Raw genomic sequence first — 21728 nt, forward strand, 5'->3', positions numbered from 1 at the left:
TGAATGCCATTTTTTGCCTACAAAGCCCGCAATAACCGAGGTGAGTTGCTGGAAGGAGTACTGGAGGGCAGCGATAGCGGCGCCGTGGCCGAGCAGCTGTTCACCACGGGCGCCACGCCGGTTTCGATCGTCGAGACGAAGAAAAAGGCGACTGATGGCGACAACGGCGAATGGTGGCGCCAGCTGTTTGAAGAGAAGGTGCGCTCGATCGATGTGCAGTTGTTCAGCCGGCAGATGTACACGTTGCTCAAGGCGGGCGTGCCGATCATGCGCGGCCTGGCCGGCTTGCAGGAATCCGCCGTCAACAAGTCGTTTTCGCGCGTGCTGAAGGATGTGCGCGAGTCGCTGGATGCGGGGCGCGAATTGTCGGCATCCTTGCGGCGTCATCCCGAAGTGTTCTCGACGTTCTATATCAATATGGTAAGAGTGGGCGAGACGACCGGTAGGCTGGAAGAAATTTTCCTGCGCTTGTTCGACCACCTCGAATTCGAGCGCGACATGCGCCAGCGGGTGAAGACGGCACTGCGCTATCCGACATTCGTAGTCGTTGCCATGATTGTGGCGATCGGCGTCATTAACTATTTCGTCATCCCGGCGTTTGCCAAGGTGTATGCCGGCTTCAAGGCCGAGCTGCCGTGGATGACCAGGCTGCTGATTGCCAGCTCCGACTTTACCGTGCAGTACTGGTGGGTCATCCTGCTCGGCCTCGTTGGCGCAGTTGGAGGTTTCATCGCCTGGACCAGGACACCCAAAGGACGCTACCGCTGGGACAAGATCAAGCTGCGCATGCCCATCTTCGGCAAGATCGTCCTCAAGGCCACATTGGCGCGTTTTGCCCGCAGCTTTGCGCTGGCGAGCAAGAGTGGCGTGCCGATTGTGCAGGGCATGAATGTGGTTGCGCAGACGGTCGATAATGCTTACATCGCCTCGCGGATCGAACAGATGCGCGATGGCGTCGAACGCGGCGAAAGCATCTTGCGCACCGCCGTGACCACCGGTGTATTCACGCCGGTAGTCCTGCAGATGGTCGCGGTGGGCGAAGAATCCGGCTCGCTGGACGACCTGATGGACGAGATCGCCGGCATGTACGAGCGCGAAGTAGATTATGAGCTCAAGACGCTGGCGTCGCAGATCGAGCCGATTCTGATTGCCGGACTTGGCATCCTGGTGCTGATCATGGCGCTGGGCGTGTTCCTGCCGATCTGGGATCTGGGCCGGGCGGCGATCAAGTAATGCCGCTGTCAAGATTCGCATTGCCAAGCCGGTCAGGTGGCCGCACGCGCTTCGAATTGCTGGTGCGTGTGCTGGTCGTCGGCATCCTGGCTGCGATTCTGCTGGAACGCATGCTGTATTACCAGGAGCAGGCCGAGCGCACGGTCATGGAAACGACCATCATCCATATCCGCAGCGGCATGCGCTTGCATATCGCCGACCTGATGACGCAGCAGCGGACCAATGAGATCGCCGCCATGCTGGACGAGAATCCGGTGCGGTGGCTTGACCATCCGCCTGGCGGTTATTTGGGAGCGCTGGACGCCGTTCCGGATGACGGCATTCCGGGCGGTAGCTGGTATTTCGACAGTGCGCAGGGCGAACTGGTTTATGTGCCAAAGTGGGCTCGATTTTTTACCGGGATGCAGGGAAAACGCGAGGCGCGTTTCAAGGTTAAAGCTCGTGTTGTGAGTCGCGCATTGGTTAGCGGACAAGCTTTGATGACAGAAGGTATCGATATCGTGCCAAGCCAAGCATATAAATGGTTTTAAAACGTTAACTACTGTAATTTTCCTGTTTAAAACGCGCAACAAGCATGTTTACGCGAATTGAGTTCAAGTATTATGTTGACCGTAGGCACTTCGCCGTCATACGGATTTTTACCCAATGAAAAGACAACAATCTGGTTTTACGCTGATCGAGTTGGTGATCGTAATCACCATCCTCGCCATCCTGGCCGCAGTGGCATTGCCGCGCTTCGTGGCACTGCAAACTCAGGCGAGGGCAGCAAAGGTTCAGGCGATCTACGGATCGGTTAAAGCAGCATCGGCATTGGCACATGCTGCCTGCCTGGTTGACCGGGCGCGGACCGACGGCACTACGCCAACTTGTACGACGACTGCCGGCACCGTCAATATGGACGGCCTCAATGTGGATATGGCAAATCAATATCCCGCCTCGACTGCCACTGGTATTTTGGCGGCGGCTGACCTGGCTACTGCCAATGACGGCATTGCGACTGGAACAGCAGGGACTGTGCTCAATATCGATATTAACGGCGCGACCACTGCAGCGGAATGCCGTGTTTCCTATAAGGCTGCAACTAGCACTGAAGCACCTGTCATCACTCCGGTAACAACCGGCTGTTAATTTGATTTTCGCTTGAAGGATCTTTTGGAGAACGTTATGAATAAAAATACTCAACAAGGTTTTACCCTGATCGAACTGGTTGTGGTGATCGTTATTCTCGGCATCTTGGCTGCGACTGCTTTGCCGAAATTCGTTGATCTGAGCACCGAGGCCGGTACTGCGGCTGCTAACGGCGTGGCGGGTTCTATCGCTTCGGCCACATCAGTAAATTATGCGGCATCAGTGGCAGGTAAGAAGAAGGCTGATGGTACTACGGAGCTTAACGCTGCAAACATTTGCACTGATACGGCCCTGAAAGATCTGGTTACCGGTATTACTCTGCTCCCTTCTACGGGTACTCCGGCAAATGGCAACCAGTATAAGGTTAGCGGTACCGGCGATTGCTCTGGTTCCAGCGCTGGCAAGGCAGTTACGTGCCAAGTGACGGGCTACAAAGGCAATGCAGCTAACGCAACTGTCATTTGCACCGGTGCGGTAAGCTAAGCTTAAGTGAGGTTTGTGTGGCACGTCGCGTGGCGCGCGTGCTACGTGCCTGATTTGCTCAGGGCCGGTTGCTTTGTGGCGCCGGCCCTTTGCTATTTATAGCGAGTGTCTATTTTCCTGGTTTTTGGGAAAGACAAACTGAGGCTGGTACGACACCTTCGAGTCTAGAACGCATGCGTTGTTCAAGTCAGATATGTGTAAGTGCGGTGCATAAGAATGCTCGCGGCTTCACCCTGGTCGAACTGATTATGGTGATGATCATCGTCGGCATTCTGGCCGTCACGGCGCTCCCGCGTTTCTTTCAGCGCCAGACTTTCGATGCTCGTGCCTTCAGCGATCGCGTGTTTTCTGTCGTTAGCTATGCCCAGAAAACCGCTGTTGCGCAGCACCGGCCGGTTTTCGTGCGGCTGAATGGAGCCAGCGTGGCGGCTTGCTTCGATGCGACCTGCGCTACACGCGTGCCGGCGCCTGCCGGTACTGGCAGCGCTGCGTCGGCGGCTTGCAGTAATGATGCCAACTGGCTGTGCATAGCGACTCCCACCGGAATAACGTATTCGTCAGCGAAACCCGGTTTCTATTTCAATGCGCTGGGCAAGCCATTCAACATGACCGATACAGAACCGGCCTCCGGTTTTACCGCACAACTCGATATCGCTATCAGCGGTGATGGCACCACGCGTCATGTCTACATCGAGCAGGAGACTGGTTATGTCCATCGCTAGGACACGCCATAGTTTGACCGGCCGCCGTCAACGGCAGCATGGGCTGTCGTTGATCGAGTTGATCGTGTTCATCATGATCGTCAGCGTGGCGGTCGCCGGTGTGCTGGCCGTGCTGAATCAGAATACCCGTGCCAGCGCCGATCCCTTGCGCCGCAAGCAGGCTCTGGCGATCGCCGAAGCATTGCTTGAAGAAGTGGAGCTCGCACGTTTTACCTACTGCGACCCGGCAGATGCGAAAGCGCAAACTGCAACCAGTCCGGCTGACTGCGCCTCGATTCCAGAAAATGCCGGTCCCGAAAGCGGCAATGCTCGCCCCTATGACAATGTGAATGACTATGTCGCCGCATTCGGCAGCGCGCAAGCTTACAGCACGGATGTCGCTGACGGAGCATTTCCGTCTGGTTACGCCACCACTGTCACGATCCAGGCGGATTCCAATCTGGGACCGACAGGCGCAAAAATTCCTTCGGGAGGCGCGCCGGCTAACATGAATGCGCTGCGTATCACGGTCCGGGTGAATTACAGTGCGACCGATGCCATCATCCTGGAAGGGTATCGCACCCGTTACGCGCCGGAGGTGACGCCGTGAGACAGGTGAATCCGTTGCGACACCGGTACGTTCCCGCGCGAAGCCGTGATCGCGGCTTTACCCTGGCCGAGGCGATCATCGTCATTGTCATTACCGGCATTATCTCGGCGATAGTCGCGACCTTTATCGTCAAGCCGGTGGAAGGCTATACCCAGGCTGTCGCGCGCGCCGAAACCACCGATGTGGCCGATAACGCCATGCGCCGCATCGCCCGGGATATTCGCCTGGCGCTGCCAAACAGCATCCGCGTCTCCGCGGACCAGCGTTCGCTGGAGCTCCTGTTGACCAAAACGGGCGGGCGCTATCTGGACGTGGAGGATATGCAGCCTGTAGGGAACATCCTGAATTTCGAGGCATCCGGCAGCTGCCTGACGACGCCTGCCAACTGCCGGTTCGATGTGGTCGGCCTGCTGCCCACGGGGAGCCAAGCCATTGTGCCGGGCGATCAGATCGTCGTTTATAACCTGGGCGGGAACTTTGCATCGCTCGGCGCCGATGCCTATTCCGGCGGTAACCGCGCCGCCGTCTCTGCAGTCAATGCGGCGACCGGCACCGTTACGTTGGCAGCTAATCCATTCGCGGCACAAGCAACGCCGATGAAGTCGCCTGCGAAGCGTTTCCAGGTCGTGACAACCCCGGTTACCTATCATTGCAACGTCGGCACTGGCGGCACCTCGCGCCTGATGCGTTACTGGAATTACCCGATCACGGCGCTTCAGCAAAGCCCGGCGAACGTGGCAACGAACGCGGGGAATAATAATGCGATCCTGGCGAATGGCGTTCAGGATTGCCGCTTCGACTATCAAACCCTGCGCAATATTAACAGTGGGCTGATCGGTATTCGCATAACGATGGCACCGACTGCCGGTAGCGGACAGATCGATTTGGTTCACCAAGTGCACGTGGATAATACGCCATGAATTCCACTGACTTCCTTCATGCCTCGTTTCGCTCACGCGCGTGCCGCATGGCTGAGCGCGGCTTTACGCTTGTGAGCGCCATCTTCCTGCTGGTGGTGCTGGCTGCGCTAGGTGCTGCGATCGTGACCGTGTCGACGACTCAACACACCGCCTCGGCGCTTGACGTGCTTGGTGCGCAGGCTTATCAGGCTGCGCGCGCAGGAACGGAGTGGGGCTTGTATCAATATCGCTCGAATCCGGCAGCCTATTGCAACAATGCCGCAACTCCGGATACGCGGACATTCGCGCTGCCGGCCGGCACGGCCTTATCCGGCTTCAGCGTGACGGTGACCTGCACTTATACGCCGTTCGGAGGCGCCACGATCCCGGCGCAACCTACAGATAGCATCACCTATGATACTGCGACGAATGTGGCGACTGTGACCACAGAGGCGCCGCACGGCCTCGGTCCCGGCTATCGGATCGTCATGAGCGGAGCCGGGCCCGCCGGGTTCAACGGCAGCTATCTGGTCGATTCCATTCTGTCGCCAACTACGTTCACCTATTTCCCTGCTGTGTCGCCGGGCGGCGATGCCACGGTACAGGGTATTTTTACCGCCAGCGCAGCCTCGCTTGATCGCCGCCAGATCATCGCTGTCGCATGTAACCAGCCAGCGGGCAGCGGATGCCCTAATGCCAGCGCACGCATGGATTATGTCGAACGCCAGGTCCAGGTGGAGTTTTAAATGAGGCGTTCGTTCGCACAATGTGGTTCGCCCATCGCCGGCAAGAGTGGAAGTGGAGAAGGGAAATGAGATCAATGGCACGTTTTTTCGCAAGCTGCAAGGCGCTTCATGCGTTTGGCTTACTGTTGCTGTTGGTGACCTTTTCCGGGTCGTCCCATGCAACTCTTAACATTCTTGGCGCCGCGCCGGATACGTCGTCGCCGGTTACCGTCGCGGTAGGGGCGACGGTGCCGGCGACGGTCCTCGTACTGCGCACCGACGTCTCCAACCTCAGTAATGACCAGCGCTGGCGTTGTACCCGCTGGCGGATTTCTACTAGTCCGACGTCGGGCGGCACGACCGCCGCGGTCGATCACGCGAACTACGATTCGGTGGGGCTATCGACGATCAACTTCAACATGACGGCGCCGACGACGCCGGGCACATATAACGTCTACTATATCGCCTATAACAATGACGGTTGCGGCAGCGGCGCCAGTCCGACGTATATCGGCGTGTCCGCGATCGTGGTGACGCCAGCGCCGCCGGTCGTCAGCTCCATTGTGCGCGCCAGCACGAATCCGACAGTTCCCAATGCCTCCGTTTCATGGACAGTAACTTTCAGCAAATCGGTAACCGGCGTCGATGCCGGCGATTTTTCGCTGGTTCAGTCCGGCGGAGCGACAGGTGCAAGCATCACTTCTGTCAGCGGTTCGGGAACGACCTGGACAGTGACGGCCAATACGGGTACCGGGTATGGCACGCTGGGCTTGGACCTGGTGGACAATGACTCGATTGTCGATAGTGCCAGCAGCGGCAACAGGCTTGGCGGTGCGGGCACGGGCAACGGTAATTTCACCGGCGAGACTTACTCGATCCAGACAGCATTCTGCTCTCCGCCGCCCGGCGCTCCCAGCGGATTGACTTGCGTCTGCGATACGTTTGGCCGAAGTGCGCTGAATCCTTCCACGATCTTCGGCGGCAACTGGGCGCTATCCAATAGCGACGGCATCAGCAATCCGTCAATCAACAGCACAACCGGCAGGCTACGGTTGACGGAAAACACGGCAAACAATGCCAAGGCAGCAACCGTTCCTGGCATCTTTCCCGCCGCCGGCAACTACATATCAGTGGAATTCAACCACTATGCCTACAATGGTTCCGGCGCAGATGGCATTGCCGTGACCTTGTCCGACTACGTGGTTCCGGCCGTGCCCGGCGGCTATGGTGGTTCATTGGGTTACGCTCAGAATACCAGCGCGTCGCCAAGCAAGCCTGGCTTTGCCGGCGGTTGGGTCGGGATAGCGCTGGATGAATACGGTAATTACCAAAACCCCACGGAAGGTCGCGTGCTCGGGCCAGGGTTAAGAGCGGATTCAGTCGGTGTGCGTGGTCCTGGCAACGGCTACAGCGGCTATCGCTGGCTGGGCGGCACCGGCGCCAACCAGAATATCGACGTGTCTGGCTCGACTCCCGGACCGGGATACATGTACCAGGTGATCGTGGACGCGCGAAATTCGGCAAGCGGCACGATCAACGTCAGCGTCAACCGCGACACCACGACCAGGAATGGCAATAGTTATGTGCCGCTGTTCGGGCCGTTCAATGCCTACAACGAGGCTGCCTATGCGCTCGGCCAAGGCTGGATCTCCCAGCTGATCCCCGATTATTGGAAAATCTCATTCACCGGGTCGACTGGCGGCTCGAACAACATTCACGAGATCGGCAGCCTGCGTATCTGCGCGCAATCGGTCTATCCTTCCACCGGCGGCATTGCCAGCGGATTTTCCGCCATCGATGAAGCCTATCCGGCCGCGGCGGGTTCGAGCGTGCCGGCCTATCAGAATTTCCAGACCGGCGACATTTACATGAAGCTGGCCGGCGTGCCGTTCAAACTCTGGGTGGCGGCGCTGACCAACACGGGCATGTCGACGGCCTATGCAGTTGGCGGCAACAAGTTTGTCTCGGTAAAACTGGTGGATAACAACGATGGCGTGTGCGGCACCGATGCCTCTCGGACCTGCAACAGCGCCTGCGTGGGCAAGCCGGCGGTAGAGACCGGCGGCTCACAAATCATGACCTATACCTCGAGTGATCCAGGGGCGAAGCTATCGTCCAACTTCACCCTCAATTCGGCATACAAAAACCTGATTGCCGTGATGCGCGAATGTACGTCGTCGTCTTGCGGAGCGTTTACCTCGACTGCGGCGGCATGTTCGGTCGACTCTTTTTCCGTGCGGCCAACCGCGGTGACATCGCTAACCTCACCGAATGCGACCGGTGCAGCAGTCTTTAAAGCCGGTGGCGACAACTTCACGCTGACAGCCACTACGGTAAATGCAGCAGGCAGCAATGCCACCGGGTATACCGGCCAGTTGAAAATAGCGAATGGCGCGGTAAAGGCAGTGTCGCCGGCTACGGCATCCGGGCAGGTAACGCCAAATCAGTTTGGGTCCGCTGCGGCATCCGGCATCGCGACCACCAGCAACTTTACCTATAGCGAAGTGGGTGCTTTCAGAATCTTGCAGTTGGATCCGACATCGGCTGAAACCGACTCCAACAAAATCCCGCGCGGCGTGTACGACGGCGTAGTGAGCGGGGAGTGCGGCACTGCTGCGGCGTGCGATACGCTGCGGGCCGCGACCTGGACCGGCATCGACAGTGTCAGCACCGAGAACGACTGTATCGCCAACAGCTTCAGCAACACTAAAGACAGTTCCGGAAGGTACGGGTGCAATTTTGGCTTGGCTGCCCAAAGTAATGATTTTGGCCGCTTCATTCCCAATCACTTCGAGATCAGCGAGTCGAAAATCGTCAATCGCAGCGATACCACCTGCACACCTGCCGCTTCGGCGTTTACGTACATGGGCGAACCGTTCCGGGTCGAGTTCAAGCTGACGGCAAAAAATGCGTCGAACGCCGCCACCTTGAATTACACAACCGGAGTGCATGCTAGGTTTGCACCGACGAGCTGGCATGCCCTAGGCAGCAACAATTCCTTCGGACTGTGGGCAACGGCAAGCGAATACGCCCTGGGCGACGACGTGTGCGACGTGTTCTTTTCTACTACCACGCCATCTGCCACCACCTTTGATTGCAGTGGCGTCGCGAATCCCGCAGCCATCGCACGGGCGGCGGGACCACGCGTGGCGGTGACCAGCTCGCTGCCTACGCCGGCCTGGAACAATGGCGTGGCCAGCTTTGCTGCCAATGTCATACTGCACCGGGCGGATCAGCCGGATGGCGCGTATGCCAAGCTCAAGATCGGCATCGCACCGCGTGACGCCGATGGCGTGGGTGTGGCGCTGGGGGCGATGGATGAGAAAGACAAGATGGATGCGGACAATGACGGTGATCAGGAGCGTGCTTTGGTTGGATCAACCGATGTGCGTTACGGCCGCCTGTTGATCCCGAATGTTTACGGTTCGCATTTGCTGCCGCTGCCGGTAACCGTCCAGGCGCAATACTGGAATGGGCCAACCGGTACCTATATTTTCAATGGCGCCGACAGCTGCACCTCGCTAGCCGCCGGCAATTTCAGCCTGACACAAGGCTCGGGCTCGACGATTGCCACCAGCCTCGCCGGAAGCAGCGTGATGAAAAACGGGACAGGCATCCTCACGCTGAACAAGCCGACCTCCGTCCCCACGGGGAATGGCAGCCTGGTACTGAGCACCAGCACGACGTCCCCGGCCGGGCTGCCGCTGAACAGCTATTTGCCCGGTAAAGGCGTGGAGACATTCGGTATTTACAAGTCCGGACCGGTGATCTATTTCAGGGAGCGTTATTAACCTGAAAAGCTGATGGATCAAAGGATTGCAAACTTTCGTTGCTTAATGTTGCAACCGCTTAAAAGACATTGACAGCAAAAGCTTATTAACATAACTTCAAGCAACTTCTCGATAATTTGCGGCATGGGTTTATTTGCAAAAAGTAAAAAAAATGCTGGTTATTTAGCTATCGGTTTGCGAGCCGATGGACTATGTGCAGTGCATATCAAGCGCTCCGTTTCGGCTAAGCCTGAAGTGGAGCTGTTGGCGTTTTATCCCGGGAATCTTCAGAGCACCGAAGGACTCCTGGAACGCTTAAGCAAGGACGTGCACGCTGTTCGCTATCAGTGCGGCACCATGCTGGCTGCGGACGAATACCAGATCCTTACTCTGGAAGCGCCGAATGTGCCGGCGGATGAATTGAAGGCAGCCATTCGCTGGCGCCTGAAAGACATGCTCGATTATCACGTCGACGATGCCACGATAGATGTGCTGGATATTCCCCCCGACCCGAACGCGCCGACCCGCAATCATTCGATGTATGCCATTGCCGCCCGCAACGGCCTGATCGAAAACAAGCAGGCGCTGTTTGCCAAGACAAAGGTCCCGCTATCGGTCATCGATGTGCCGGAAATGGCGCAGCGAAACCTGTCCGTGTTGCTCGAAACGCCGCAGCGCGGCCTGGCCATGCTGACGTTTACCGAGGAGGGCGGCTTGCTGACAGTGACTCATGGCGGCGAGCTGTATCTGTCACGCCGCATCGACGTGTCCCTGGCGCAGCTGCAGGAAAGCGATGTGGAACGCCGCGACGCCTGTTTCGACCGCATTACGCTGGAGTTGCAGCGTTCGCTCGATCACTTCGATCGTCAATTCAATTTCATTCCGTTGGCCCGCCTGGTGCTGGGGCCGATGCCGGAAGCCGCCGCGGAATTGCGCGATTACCTGGCATCCAACCTGTATGTGCCGGTTGAAAACCTGAAGCTTGAGGATGTGCTGGATTTCTCCAAGACGCCTGATTTGCAGAAGCCTCTCGTGCAGCAGAAATTCCTGCTTTATCTGGGCGCGGCTTTGCGTGAAGAGGAGAAGCAGCTGTGAGCCAGCAGATCAACCTTTTCAATCCCATATTCCTGAAGCGGAAAAAATATTTTTCCGCAAATAACATGGCTGTCGCGCTGGGCCTGGTGCTGGCCGGCTCGCTTGCGGTCGTCGGTTATGCCCTCATGCAGGTGTCCAGTTTGACGGAGCAGGCGCGCAGCGCTTCCGAACAGGTCGCGCAGGTCCAGGCCGAACTGGCCAAGGTGACGGCTGAATACGGGCCGCGCGGTAAAAGTGCGGGCCTGCAGGAAGACTTGCAAAAGACAACTGCTGAATTGCAGTCGCTGCAACAGGTCACCACCATCCTGCAGAAGGGCGATTTCGGCGATACCCGTGGTTACTCTGAATACCTGCGGGCGTTTGCCCGGCAAAGCATTGAAGGGCTGTGGCTGACCGGTCTGTCGATTCACGGCGCTGGCAATGAAATCGCGCTGAGAGGCAGAGCCGTGCGGCCTGACCTGGTGCCGGCGTATATCGGCCGGCTGAAATCCGAATCTACACTCAAAGGAAAATCCTTTGCCGCGCTTGAGATGGAAGTGCCGCAGGTGGACGAGGAAGGCTCTGGAGCAAGCGCAGGCACGCCGCCCAGAAAAGTTTCGGCTCCCTACATCGAATTCAATCTGCATTCAGGTGGCACTGACGCTGCGGCAGGCAATACGGGGGCGGCACGCAAATGAAACAACAATGGTTAAAGCTGGCATCCAGGATCGATGCCCTGAGTTTGCGGGAACGCTGCATCATTTTCGCCGCCGTGGCATTTGCGCTGGTGAGCCTTCTTAATATCTTTGTGCTGGAGCCGCAATTCGCGAAGCAGACGCAGCTGTCGCAACAAATCAAGCAGGATCAGGCAAAGATGATCGTGATGCGTGCACAGATTTCGCAAATGCTTAAATCGCGCACGGAAGATCCGGATGCCGCCGACCGCGCGCAGTTGCAGCAGCTTAAGCAGCAGGTAGCGCAGTTGAACGACTCCCTGTCGGCAATGCAGAAGGGCCTGGTGCCGCCAGAGAGAATGTCGGCTCTGCTGGAAGACATTCTCAAGCGAGATGGCAGTCTTCGTTTGATGTCATTGAAAACGCTGCCTGTGGCGAATATCACCGAAGCAGTCGATGCACCGGCGAAGAACGCAGCCGGCAACGTGGCGCCTGCCGGCGCTGCTGCCGCGCCTGCAGCTGGAAAACAGCCGGAAGCCCCGGCCGATGCGCTGATTTATCGTCATGGCGTGGAGCTTGTCGTACGCGGCAGCTATCCCGACATGGTGCGCTATATGGCGCAGCTGGAAACCATGCCAATGCAGGTGTTCTGGGGCAAAGCACATCTGGAGGTGGAGGCGCATCCGGTGGCGACACTCAGCCTGACGCTATACACCTTAAGTCTGGACAAGAAATGGCTCAATCTGTGAACAGTGTGATGCGACGTGTGATGTTCCATTGCGGCTGCTTATTGATGCTGGCAGGTTCGGGCCAGGTCCTCGCGCAGACGCACTTGCCCGATCCGACAAGACCGCCGGTATCGCTGCATGCGGGGGCGGCGGCTGAGGCCTCCGGTTCGGGAGCGCCCGTGCTGCAATCCGTGCTGATTTCGCCGAAGCGCAAAGTGGCCGTCATCAGCGGCGAGACGGTGCAGGTCGGCGACCGCATCGGCGATGCGCGCGTGACGAAAATTTCAGAAGGCGAAGTGGTGCTGTCGCGTGACGGCAAGCCGCAATCTTTAAAGCTTTTCCCGGGAATAGAAAAACACCGCACGAAAAGCGGAGCGGAGGCGCGGGAAACCGGCCGCCGGCAATAAGTGGATGAGAACATATGCATAAGATAATTTTGAGCGCGATGGTTGTGGGCCTGGCCGGTTGCTCGTCAGTGGCGACCAAGCGCGACACCTACGATGCAATCAATGCCGAGATCACCAAAGCGGCAAGCGAAAGCAAGGCACGTCCGGCTGACCGGGATGCCGTGTCGGCAGCGCTTTTGCCGCCGCTGAACATTGAAATGCCCAAGCCCAAGCAGCCGCTGGAAGAACGGTTTAGCCTCGCTTTCAATTCCGTGCCGGCACAGCAGTTTTTCATGGCGATCGTTACCGGCACGCGCTACAGCATGCTGGTCCATCCGGATGTGAGCGGCGTCATTTCCGCCAACCTCAAGGATGTAACGGTATTCGAAGCGCTCGATGCCATCCGTGAACAGTACGGTTACGATTACAAGGTCGAAGGTTCGCGCATCTATGTCAAGCCGCAAGGCATGCAGACCCGCGTTTTCCAGGTGAATTACCTGTCCGCCAGCCGCAAAGGCTCGTCCGAGATCCGGGTATCCTCGGGTTCGGTGAGCGATACTTCGTCGACCGGCAATACCACCAATACCGGCACGACGACCACGTCAACGCCGGGAACCAACATCCGCTCGCTGGAAAGCAGCCGGATCAGCACGTCATCTTCCAACGATTTCTGGGGCGACCTCAAGGCATCCCTGGATGCGATCGTCGGCAACGGCAAGGATGGTCGCAGCGTCGTCATCAGCCCGCAGTCCGGCGTGGTGGTGGTGCGCGGCACGTGGAACGAACTCCGTGACGTCGATGCCTACCTGAAGGCCACGCATCTTTCGGTAGGCCGCCAAGTGATCCTCGAAGCCAAGATCCTCGAAGTGCAGCTCAACGATGGTTATCAAACCGGGATCAACTGGGCGGTGTTCAGAGGCGGTAATCACAGCAATCGCTTGTCGTCCGGGATAATCACTCCGGGCAGCGTGCTGCAGCCAAGCGGCATGATCGGAAGCGCAAAGCTCGGCGCCAACGGCGCCGGCGTGGACCTGATTGCCGCGGCAGATCCCACTGCATTACCCGGAGGCTTGTTCGGCCTGGCATTCCAGACCAGTAACTTCGCTGCCTTGCTGTCCTTCCTCGAAACTCAGGGTTCGGTGCACGTATTGTCGAGTCCGCGCATTGCGACGCTGAACAACCAGAAGGCAGTGCTGAAAGTCGGCCGCGATGAGTTCTTCGTCACCAATGTCAGCACCACCACCACCACGGGCACATCGACCACGACCAGTCCGACCGTGACGGTGCAGCCGTTCTTCTCCGGCGTGGCGCTGGACGTGACGCCGCAGATTGATGATAGCGGCAACATCATGCTGCACATCCATCCATCGGTCAGCGACGTCACGACCGTGGACAAGCCGATCAATCTCGGCAGCGCCGGCACCTTTACCTTGCCGCTGGCATCCAGTTCCGTATCCGAAACCGACAGTATCGTGCGCGGCAGGGATGGCCAGATCGTCGCCATCGGCGGCCTGATGCGCCAGGCTGCTACCAACGACCGTTCGCAAATGCCGGGCGTGGGCAGCGTGCCGGTGCTGGGTACGCTGTTCGGCAATACCAACCGGGTTTCGCAGAAGCGTGAACTTGTCATCCTGCTGAAGCCAACAGTCGTGGAAAGCAACGAGGCATGGACACAGGACGTGCTGGAGAGCCAGCGCCGCATTCAGTCGCTGGAGCCGCGCAATCCGCTCGAACGGCGCAATCCGCTGGAGTAACGGCCGCTTAGATGTACACCAAGCATTTCGGCCTGCTGGAACTGCCGTTCGGGATCACGCCGGACACCAGCTACTTTTTTGCAGCGCCCGCATCCCAGGAAGCGCTCAACACGCTCCTGGTCGCCGTCAACAACGGGGAAGGCTTCATCAAGATTACCGGTGAGGTCGGCACTGGCAAGACCCTGCTGTGCCGCAAGTTCATGGCGACATTGGGCAAGGATTTTGTCACGGCCTATATTCCCAATCCGATGCTCGAGCCGCGCACGCTGATGCTGGCACTGGCCGAGGAGCTGGAGCTGACGCCGGAAAAGGATATTGACCAGCACCAGTTGCTCAAGTCGATCAATCATCGCTTGCTGGACCTGGCGCGTGCGGGGAAACGTGCAGTGCTGTGCCTGGATGAAGCGCAGGCCATGCCGCTGGAAACCCTGGAAGCGCTGCGGCTTTTGACCAACCTGGAAACCGAAAAACGCAAGCTCTTGCAGATCGTGCTGTTCGGACAGCCGGAATTGAACCGCAAGCTGCAGCAGGAATCGATCCGGCAGCTCGCGCAGCGCATTACCTTTCATTACCATCTCGGTCCCTTGTCGTGCGATGACCTTGAGTTTTACCTTGCCCATCGTTTGCTCGTGGCGGGATTCGCCGGCAGCAGGCTATTTGCGCGCGATGCGGTCAAGGCCTTGCATGCCGCGAGCGGTGGCGTGCCGCGCCTGGCCAATATCCTGGCCCACAAATCTCTCATGCTCGCATATGGAGAAGGACGGCAGCAGGTGCATGCCAGGCAGGTAAGGGCGGCGGCCAGGGATACAGGTTCGATACGCCACGGCTTAGGTTACCGGATATGGGCGCCGGCACTGGCGGCACTGACGGCCAGCGTGGCAATTCTTTGGGTGTATTTCAAATGAGTCTGATTAATCAGATGCTGCAGGACCTCGATGCCCGCGGCAACCAGGCTGCATTGGGCGGCGTGCTGCAGGGCCAGGTTAGAGCGGTGCCGCAGCGCCGTGGCCTGAACCTGAACCCCGCCTGGGGCGCGGCAATCGTTTCTGCGGCGCTGCTGTTCGCAGGCGGCGCGTGGGCATGGCTGCACCATGCTGCTGCCGTGCCTGATACGGCAAAGGAAATATCGACCCCGCCTGCGCCGCTCATGCCGGCCCTGTCCCTGAAGATCGATGATGTGCTCGGCGCGCAAGAGGATGGCTTGCCACTGTCGCCGGAGCAGCAGATGCCAAGTGTCGAAACAGTCCGCTTGTCGCCCGTCGAGCATGCGGCTGTTTTGCCTTCGTCGGCAACGCCGGCTTCGCAATCGGTGGCGAGCCAGGCGGCGTCGCCGGCCTTGGCGCTGGTATCGAATCAGGGGGCCGCGCCGGCTAGTGCCCCGGCTGCAAGAGCTACCGGTGCGCCGCAGCTTTCTGCAGAAGAGCCGCAGCAGAAAGCCGTTCGTGCCAGGCCGGATGAAATGGCATCGTCAACAGCCTCTGCCAAGGAAGCGCCGCAAGCAAAGCCCGGGTCGGCATCTGCATTGATCACCCCGGCAGATGCTCCTGTCATCGCCAAGCAGATCAAGGAGTTGACGCCCCGGCAGCTGGCGGAAAACGAATATCGCAAGGCTTCGGGACTGATCCAGCAGGGCCGCGCGGCAGAGGCGATCAACTTGCTCGAACAGGCATTGCATCTGGATGGCCGGCATGCCGAATCGCGCCAGACGCTAGCGGCTTTGCTCATCCAGGCACGCCGGCAGGATGAGGCGATGCAGATCCTGCGCGAAGGATTGCAGCTGGATGCAAGTCAGACCGGGCTGGCGATGATCCTGGCGCGCCTGCAGCTCGAGCGCAGCGAGCTCAAGCCGGCGATCGAGACGCTGCAGCGTTCACAGGCTTTTGCAGCAGAACGGGCGGATTATCTGGCCTTCCTCGCCGCCTTGCTCCAGCGCGATGGCCGGCACAAGGATGCCATCGACTATTACGCTCAAGCCTTGCGCCGATCTCCCGGCAATGCCGTATGGTGGATGGGGCAGGGCATATCGCTCCAGGCAGAAAATCGCATTCCCGAAGCGATCGACGCGTTCCGGCGCGCGAAAGTCGCCAATGGCTTGTCTGCCGAACTGAAGGCTTTTGTCGAAGAGCGATTAAACAGTTTGTAACAATGGTTGTAAATTCAACACAAAACCTCATTTTACAATCGCGCCAAAACTGAGTTCCCCGCCTGGATAGGGCATTATTACGGCTGGAAAACCATGTAACGCGCGAATCGGATTTTGCCCGCCAAATCATTGTATTAGGTTGGAAAACTTAATCCTGATGATCAGGCTTTAGCGCTAAAAACAAATAATCAATCGGGTTACACCAGTTAGGGGACAAACTGAGCATGCGTGATCATCGAATGCCTGCGTTGCGCACGATTGCACTTGTGGTGATCGCGGCATGGGGAACTGCCGGCTATGCCGCAGGGCTCGGACCGATCCGCGTGCAATCGGCGTTGGGCCAGGCACTCCATGCCAGCGTGCCAGTTTTCGGTGTCAACTCGTCGGAACTTACGGCCTCGTGCATCCAGGTCGCGCTGGCCCATCCGGATGGCGCATCCATGATGCCGGTGCGTGCGGCAGTGGCGCATACAGGCGACGCCGCCACTATCCAGCTCAGTACCCGCCAGGCAGTCAATGAGCCTGCCGTGACACTCAATCTTCAGGTTTCATGCGGTGGAAGTATCCAGCGCAGCTATCAGCTCCTGCTGGACCCGGTACTAAGCTTGCCGCAGCTCGCCCAGGAAAATCAGCAGATTCGTCCTTCTGCGGACAATGGGAAGCTCGGCCTGAAGGCGCAGCCCATGATCGCGCCCGCAGAAGACGGCACGATGCCGGCGACTTCCCGCCGCGCCGGCAGCCGCAGGTCACGAAACCCGGAACCGGCAACCGGCAGCGGACACGCCGCCGTTCAGCCGCCTGCAACGAAGGCACCTGCGCAGCCGGAAGCGCGGAAAGTCACCCGCAGCGTCCTGAAACTTTCGGGCGATGATGTCGTGATCGATACTGGCGCTACGTTTTCGCCTGGTCTGAAGCTGACGGATTCGCTCTCCGAATCGCGCGATACCGGCGATGCGCAAAGCGCCGTCGAGCTCAAGAAGGCTTATGACCGCTTTGCGGCCATCCTGCGCGATGAAGATCCTGCGCAGGCCAGCGAGAAGCAGCTGCAAGACATGCAAGCCAAATTGCAGGATCTCGAAAAGCAGACCGCCGCGCTGAAGGAAAAAAACGAACTGCAGCGCCAGGCCGACCAGTCTGCGATCGAGCGTGCCAGGCGGGAGGCCGTTCCATCCGGCTGGATCATTGCCTTGGGTGTGTTGCTGCTTGCCGCGCTGGGTGCCATCGGCTGGTTGTATCGCAGGATTCAACTGCTCGGGCGGCAGCATTCTACCGAGTTATGGGAAAAAACCATGTTCGGCCAGCATACGGAAACGCAGGCGTGGGATAACACGCTCGGCGAAGATGATACGTTTGCCGCAATCGATGCCTCGACCAGTGTGCTGACCGAGGCAAAGCACTCGGATTGGGAGCGCGGCGTGCCGCTTGACGATGCGCTCGCCGTCGACTGGGCATCGCAATTGCCCACCATGCAAGCGCCGGCAGCGAAGCCTGCATCGAAGCGTGCCTCCGCCCATCAGGTCCAGGGTATCGAAGTCGAGGAAGCTGCGGATGAAAAGAACCCAAGCGAACATGTGCTAGCGGCGGAAAATCCTGCACAGTCGGCGACGCAGACGCATCTGCGCGCTCCACAACCAGGAACAGAGCAGAAGGTCAAAGCACAGGTCGCCGCCAACGTCGCCGACACGGGCTCCGCTAACAAGCCGCAGCATTCGCCAGAAAAGAACCAGTCCGGCGAATGGTCAATGGAAGTCGAGGAAATATCCGACCTGATACAGGAAGCCGAATTCTGGATGCTGCTCAACGACCCGGAGCGCGCCATCGACATGCTCAAGCCGTGCCTGGAGATCGCCCATCCGGTATCTCCCGTGCCGTGGATTTATCTTCTGGACCTGTATCGGGTCACCGGGAAAAAGGATGATTACCGGGCACTGGCATCCCGAATCAAGAAGGTATTCAACACGAATGCGCCGGCATGGGGCGAGGAAGCGCCGATGCGCTGCCTGCGCGACTATCCGCATGTCGTGCAAAAAATCGAGGAATTATGGGAAGGCGATAGCATCATTTCCTACCTCGAAAGCCTGTTACTGGACGAGCGCGAAGGAGCGCGGGCCGGTTTTGACCTGACGGTATATCGCGAGATCGTTCACCTGATCAGCGTCGCGCAAGATCCGAAAGTGATGAGATGGCGCGGACAGCTGAACTTCGACAATTCCGAGCCACGGCAGCTCAGCCAGAAAGTCAGCCTGGCTGCTGCAGACTCAGGCGGCTCAGCTCCAACGGGCATCGATGAGCAGGAAGCCGATGTTTTCGACCGGGCTACTTCGAAGCAGATCGTGACAAGACAGGTAACGCTGAAATCGGCCGCGCTCAAAGCTGAGGCGTCCGGGAAGATGGCTGCCGCTCCGGCAGCTCCGGTGAAGAAGCAGCCTGTGGAACCGGCCGTCATGGAATTCGATACGATCGGGTTGGCGCCAATAGACGAACCGGAACCAGCCATATCATTTGCAGATGACTTGCCGCCAGAGCCGGAGCCCCTGTTGCCGACATCGAGCCAGGCAACAGATCTGCATCTGGATGAACAGGCTACCGCTGCCTCTGAAGAAACGGGCCCCGAAGATCCGGAACGACTGGCCGACATGGCCAGAAAGCTTGACCTGGTGCTGGCATATCAGGAAATCGGCGAACATGTCGGTGCCCGCGTGCTGCTGGAAGAGGTGATCCAGGGCGGTTCGCCGTTGCAGGTGGAAAAAGCCAAGGCCATGCTGAAGAAGCTGTTGAAGGAAATCGACTGGCAGTAATGCCGGCGACTTCCTTTCGTAATAGCGCAGCGCTTTAAAGAGCTGCGGCGCTTCCCCATAGTTGATGCATGCTGAAACGCATCGCCGCCTGGTCTTCGGTCAGCACATCGCGAATGGCATACAGCGGTTTCTCCGTATCGCGCTTGAGCGGCTGAACGAGCGGAGCGCCGCGCGGACCGATGAGCGCGTGTACCTTGGGCGTGGTAGTACTGGCTCCGCGCGCAGTGACGACGCCGATCTCGCCATTTTCCAGACGCACGTAGGTGCCAACCGGATAAATTCCCAATTCCCGCATGAATATCGTCGCCAGTGTCGGGTCGAACGTGTTTTTGTCGACCATCAGCATGTCGCGGAAGGCGGCATTCGGCAATAGCGGCTTGCGGTAATTTCGGGACGACACGCGTGCGCAATAACGGTCTGCCAGTGAAATGATCTTGGCGTTGACCGGAATGTCAGCGCCGTGCTTGCCGAACGGGTAGCCGCTGCCGTCTTCGTTTTCATGATGGTGCATCACCCATGACAACCATTCTGGATTGGTGACGCCTGCCTGCCGCAACTGGCGTACGCCTTCCTCCGGATGTTCACGGATGAGCGCTGCGTCCTCAGGGCTGAGCGGCGCATCCGAATGCTGCAGTTTTTCCTGCAGCCGGATCATTGCCGCATTCATGGTCAGCGAAGCTGCCGCGACCAGGATGACTTCATCTTCCGGCTTTTGCATGGAGCGGGCTACCAGCGCGGAAACGATGGCTGTATCGATGCTATGCCGGATCGGATAAATGCCGCACTGCTGATTGTGCAGGATGCTGGCCAGTGCCACTTCAGGTTCGCTGGCGGCTACCCGCACGAGCGCAGTGGCAACTTCCAGCAGCTTGTCTTGCACGCCGGTTTCGTTGGCCAGATTCACCAGCAAGGCTTCAAGCCGCCGGTTGATCATGTTGATCATCCGAAGAGCGGACGGGCGTTCGACCTGCTGTTCCACTTGCTGGCGTTTTTTACCGCTTGCCTGCGCATCGATGAACAGGCCGCGGTCGGCCAGGATCTCGATTTGCCGCTCATGCTGCAGCACGTGGCCTTTGACGAGCAATAGCTTGCCGGAGGAATCAAATACGTCCCATGGCAGAGGGGTGCCGATCACGAGGTCGGCAATCATGATACGGTGTTTTTCCATGTCTCTTTCTGGAAAATTGACCGGATGTCCTGGCGGCTTCTTTGATTCTCATGTGCGTTGAAGTCCGCCAGTCTCTATCTATTATTGTCGCCTTTATTCTTAGGCATTGTTTGTTTGGCTATTAGATGCCGTTATTGCATGTGCTGTCAATATAAGTCGTTGTCTTTTTACAGCGCTGCGAGTTTGTTCAGCGCAGCTTGCAGGGTCTCATCCCGCTTCGCAAAACAAAAGCGCACGATGCCGGAGTCGCGCGGCTCCTGGTAAAACGCCGAGACAGGAATGACCGCCACGCCGATTTCTGCAGTCAGCCATTGCGCGAATTCGTTCTCGCCCATGCCCGAGATGGCGGAATAATCGACGCACTGGAAATACGTCCCCTCGGCCGGCAGCAATTTGAAGCGCGTAGTTTTCAAGCCCTCACGGAACAGATCGCGCTTGCGCTGGTAAAACGCCGGCAGCTCCAGATACGGCGCTGGGTTGGCCATGTAGGCAGCCAGGCCATGCTGAACCGGCGTGTTGACGGTAAAGACGTTGAACTGATGGACTTTTCTGAATTCGGCAGTCAGCGCGGCGGGCGCGGCGACATAGCCGACCTTCCACCCGGTGACATGATAGGTCTTGCCGAAACTTGATACGATGAAGGCGCGCTGCGCCAGTTCAGGATGGCGGCTGAGCGACTCGTGCCGCACGCCGTCGAATACCATGTGCTCATAGACTTCATCGGAAAGCAGCAGGATATCCGTGCCGCGCACGATATCCGCCAGCGCTTCAAGGTCATCCGGGCGCAGGATCGTGCCGGTCGGATTGTGCGGCGTGTTGACGACGATGAGTCGCGTCTTGATGGTGACGGCCGCGGCTACCTTATCCCATGGCACGCGATAGCCTGCATCGCTGATATCCATCTGCACTGTCACGACGCGCCCGCCCGCCAGTTCGATTGCCGGAACATAACTGTCGTAGGCAGGTTCGATGACGATGGCTTCATCGCCCGGGTGGACGCAGCACAGGATCGCCGTCAGGATGGCTTGCGTTGCGCCTGCCGTGATCGTGATCTCGCTGCCGGCATCATAGCTCCGGCCATACATCGCCGTAATTTTCGCAGCGATCGCCTGTCGCAGGGCCGGCACGCCGGTCATCAGCGGATACTGGTTGAGACCGGAGCGCATGGCAGCTGCAACCGCATCCACCAGCGCCGGGTCGCAATCGAAATCGGGAAAGCCCTGGCCGAGATTGACCGCGCCTTTTTCCGCCGCCAGCGCCGACATCACGGAAAATATCGTGGTGCCGACCTTGGGCAGGCGCGAGACCAGGCGCGGAGTGGCAGGCTGATTGCCGGAGGCGGCGGACTGTGCGGGCAGGGCGGATGTGCTCATGTCGGTATCACGGAAACGGAAATAATCGGGAGTGCTGTGATAAAAACGCCATTCTAGCGTTTTGGCGCTAAGTCTTCGTTC

19 protein-coding genes are annotated in these 21728 nt (G+C 58.6%); 17 read left to right on the forward strand and 2 right to left on the reverse strand.

The annotated features are described in order from the left end of the window. Nucleotides 1–3: 3 nt before the first annotated feature. The 17 genes from EDC30_RS00110 (at nucleotide 4) to EDC30_RS00190 (ending at nucleotide 19106) form a co-directional block, all read left to right on the forward strand. Nucleotides 4–1233: a type II secretion system F family protein gene (locus tag EDC30_RS00110; protein WP_132256178.1), complete on the forward strand. Its 1230-nt coding sequence runs from the start codon at nucleotides 4–6 to the stop codon at nucleotides 1231–1233. Continuing rightward, nucleotides 1233–1763 carry a hypothetical protein gene (locus EDC30_RS00115; RefSeq protein WP_132256180.1) on the forward strand — a complete coding sequence of 177 codons (531 nt, stop codon included), beginning with the start codon at nucleotides 1233–1235 and terminating at the stop codon, nucleotides 1761–1763. The genes EDC30_RS00110 and EDC30_RS00115 overlap by 1 nt, the downstream gene beginning before the upstream one ends. 115 nt (nucleotides 1764–1878) lie before the next feature. Beyond that, nucleotides 1879–2361: a type II secretion system protein gene (locus tag EDC30_RS19855; RefSeq protein WP_132256182.1), complete on the forward strand. Its 483-nt coding sequence runs from the start codon at nucleotides 1879–1881 to the stop codon at nucleotides 2359–2361. Between the two features lie 36 nt (nucleotides 2362–2397). Beyond that, the gene (locus EDC30_RS19860; RefSeq protein WP_279389741.1) at nucleotides 2398–2844 is read left to right on the forward strand and encodes a type II secretion system protein; all 447 of its coding nucleotides are present in this window, start codon (nucleotides 2398–2400) and stop codon (nucleotides 2842–2844) included. Between the two features lie 206 nt (nucleotides 2845–3050). Then, complete coding sequence (locus tag EDC30_RS19865; protein WP_279389742.1) at nucleotides 3051–3566, forward strand: pilus assembly FimT family protein; 516 nt, start codon at nucleotides 3051–3053, stop codon at nucleotides 3564–3566. Further along, a complete protein-coding gene (locus EDC30_RS00135; RefSeq protein ID WP_132256185.1) occupies nucleotides 3553–4155 on the forward strand; it encodes a prepilin-type N-terminal cleavage/methylation domain-containing protein in 603 nt (200 codons plus the stop codon). Before EDC30_RS19865 ends, EDC30_RS00135 begins: the two co-directional genes overlap by 14 nt. Next, entirely contained in the window at nucleotides 4152–5075 is a 924-nt protein-coding gene (locus EDC30_RS00140) for a prepilin-type N-terminal cleavage/methylation domain-containing protein (protein WP_132256187.1), read from the forward strand. The genes EDC30_RS00135 and EDC30_RS00140 overlap by 4 nt, the downstream gene beginning before the upstream one ends. Continuing rightward, nucleotides 5072–5800: a pilus assembly PilX N-terminal domain-containing protein gene (locus EDC30_RS19560; RefSeq protein ID WP_207907187.1), complete on the forward strand. Its 729-nt coding sequence runs from the start codon at nucleotides 5072–5074 to the stop codon at nucleotides 5798–5800. The genes EDC30_RS00140 and EDC30_RS19560 overlap by 4 nt, the downstream gene beginning before the upstream one ends. A 74-nt stretch (nucleotides 5801–5874) precedes the next feature. After that, the gene (locus EDC30_RS00150; protein WP_132256188.1) at nucleotides 5875–9570 is read left to right on the forward strand and encodes a DUF6701 domain-containing protein; all 3696 of its coding nucleotides are present in this window, start codon (nucleotides 5875–5877) and stop codon (nucleotides 9568–9570) included. 198 nt (nucleotides 9571–9768) lie between these two features. Next, nucleotides 9769–10644, forward strand: coding sequence for a type IV pilus biogenesis protein PilM (locus EDC30_RS00155; protein WP_341539850.1), 876 nt, complete (start codon nucleotides 9769–9771; stop codon nucleotides 10642–10644). Between the two features lie 65 nt (nucleotides 10645–10709). Beyond that, entirely contained in the window at nucleotides 10710–11321 is a 612-nt protein-coding gene (locus tag EDC30_RS00160) for a PilN domain-containing protein (protein ID WP_243656586.1), read from the forward strand. Next, nucleotides 11318–12046, forward strand: a complete 729-nt coding sequence (locus tag EDC30_RS00165) for an MSHA biogenesis protein MshJ (protein ID WP_132256193.1) — start codon at nucleotides 11318–11320, stop codon at nucleotides 12044–12046. Before EDC30_RS00160 ends, EDC30_RS00165 begins: the two co-directional genes overlap by 4 nt. Next, complete coding sequence (locus EDC30_RS00170; protein WP_207907188.1) at nucleotides 12031–12432, forward strand: MSHA biogenesis protein MshK; 402 nt, start codon at nucleotides 12031–12033, stop codon at nucleotides 12430–12432. Before EDC30_RS00165 ends, EDC30_RS00170 begins: the two co-directional genes overlap by 16 nt. Nucleotides 12433–12446: 14 nt before the next feature. Continuing rightward, entirely contained in the window at nucleotides 12447–14165 is a 1719-nt protein-coding gene (gene mshL, locus EDC30_RS00175) for a pilus (MSHA type) biogenesis protein MshL (protein WP_132256195.1), read from the forward strand. An 11-nt stretch (nucleotides 14166–14176) separates the two neighbouring features. Then, the gene (locus EDC30_RS00180) at nucleotides 14177–15070 is read left to right on the forward strand and encodes an ExeA family protein (RefSeq protein ID WP_132256197.1); all 894 of its coding nucleotides are present in this window, start codon (nucleotides 14177–14179) and stop codon (nucleotides 15068–15070) included. Continuing rightward, nucleotides 15067–16308: a tetratricopeptide repeat protein gene (locus tag EDC30_RS00185; RefSeq protein WP_165973673.1), complete on the forward strand. Its 1242-nt coding sequence runs from the start codon at nucleotides 15067–15069 to the stop codon at nucleotides 16306–16308. The genes EDC30_RS00180 and EDC30_RS00185 overlap by 4 nt, the downstream gene beginning before the upstream one ends. A 239-nt stretch (nucleotides 16309–16547) precedes the next feature. Next, a complete protein-coding gene (locus EDC30_RS00190; RefSeq protein WP_243656587.1) occupies nucleotides 16548–19106 on the forward strand; it encodes a FimV/HubP family polar landmark protein in 2559 nt (852 codons plus the stop codon). 34 nt (nucleotides 19107–19140) lie between these two features. Here the strand turns inward: EDC30_RS00190 and EDC30_RS00195 are convergent, their stop codons facing one another. Next, complete coding sequence (locus EDC30_RS00195) at nucleotides 19141–20274, reverse strand: HD-GYP domain-containing protein (protein WP_132256202.1); 1134 nt, start codon at nucleotides 20272–20274, stop codon at nucleotides 19141–19143. A 167-nt stretch (nucleotides 20275–20441) separates the two neighbouring features. Then, nucleotides 20442–21647, reverse strand: a complete 1206-nt coding sequence (locus tag EDC30_RS00200; protein ID WP_132256203.1) for a pyridoxal phosphate-dependent aminotransferase — start codon at nucleotides 21645–21647, stop codon at nucleotides 20442–20444. Nucleotides 21648–21728 lie beyond the last annotated feature (81 nt).

It is taken from the genome of Paucimonas lemoignei, assembly GCF_004342585.1.
Lineage (GTDB): Bacteria > Pseudomonadota > Gammaproteobacteria > Burkholderiales > Burkholderiaceae_D > Paucimonas > Paucimonas lemoignei.

What these genes read in the sequence shown, in the direction of transcription:
- EDC30_RS00110 (WP_132256178.1), top strand. Translation starts at nt 4, where the DNA reads ATGCCATTTTTTGCCTACAAAGCCCGCAATAACCGAGGTGAGTTGCTG.
- EDC30_RS00115 (WP_132256180.1), top strand. Translation starts at nt 1,233, where the DNA reads ATGCCGCTGTCAAGATTCGCATTGCCAAGCCGGTCAGGTGGCCGCACG.
- EDC30_RS19855 (WP_132256182.1), top strand. Translation starts at nt 1,879, where the DNA reads ATGAAAAGACAACAATCTGGTTTTACGCTGATCGAGTTGGTGATCGTA.
- EDC30_RS19860 (WP_279389741.1), top strand. Translation starts at nt 2,398, where the DNA reads ATGAATAAAAATACTCAACAAGGTTTTACCCTGATCGAACTGGTTGTG.
- EDC30_RS00135 (WP_132256185.1), top strand. Translation starts at nt 3,553, where the DNA reads ATGTCCATCGCTAGGACACGCCATAGTTTGACCGGCCGCCGTCAACGG.
- EDC30_RS19560 (WP_207907187.1), top strand. Translation starts at nt 5,072, where the DNA reads ATGAATTCCACTGACTTCCTTCATGCCTCGTTTCGCTCACGCGCGTGC.
- EDC30_RS00150 (WP_132256188.1), top strand. Translation starts at nt 5,875, where the DNA reads ATGGCACGTTTTTTCGCAAGCTGCAAGGCGCTTCATGCGTTTGGCTTA.
- EDC30_RS00160 (WP_243656586.1), top strand. Translation starts at nt 10,710, where the DNA reads ATGGCTGTCGCGCTGGGCCTGGTGCTGGCCGGCTCGCTTGCGGTCGTC.
- EDC30_RS00165 (WP_132256193.1), top strand. Translation starts at nt 11,318, where the DNA reads ATGAAACAACAATGGTTAAAGCTGGCATCCAGGATCGATGCCCTGAGT.
- EDC30_RS00170 (WP_207907188.1), top strand. Translation starts at nt 12,031, where the DNA reads ATGGCTCAATCTGTGAACAGTGTGATGCGACGTGTGATGTTCCATTGC.
- mshL (WP_132256195.1), top strand. Translation starts at nt 12,447, where the DNA reads ATGCATAAGATAATTTTGAGCGCGATGGTTGTGGGCCTGGCCGGTTGC.
- EDC30_RS00180 (WP_132256197.1), top strand. Translation starts at nt 14,177, where the DNA reads ATGTACACCAAGCATTTCGGCCTGCTGGAACTGCCGTTCGGGATCACG.
- EDC30_RS00185 (WP_165973673.1), top strand. Translation starts at nt 15,067, where the DNA reads ATGAGTCTGATTAATCAGATGCTGCAGGACCTCGATGCCCGCGGCAAC.
- EDC30_RS00190 (WP_243656587.1), top strand. Translation starts at nt 16,548, where the DNA reads ATGCCTGCGTTGCGCACGATTGCACTTGTGGTGATCGCGGCATGGGGA.
- EDC30_RS00195 (WP_132256202.1), bottom strand. Translation starts at nt 20,274, where the DNA reads ATGGAAAAACACCGTATCATGATTGCCGACCTCGTGATCGGCACCCCT.
- EDC30_RS00200 (WP_132256203.1), bottom strand. Translation starts at nt 21,647, where the DNA reads ATGAGCACATCCGCCCTGCCCGCACAGTCCGCCGCCTCCGGCAATCAG.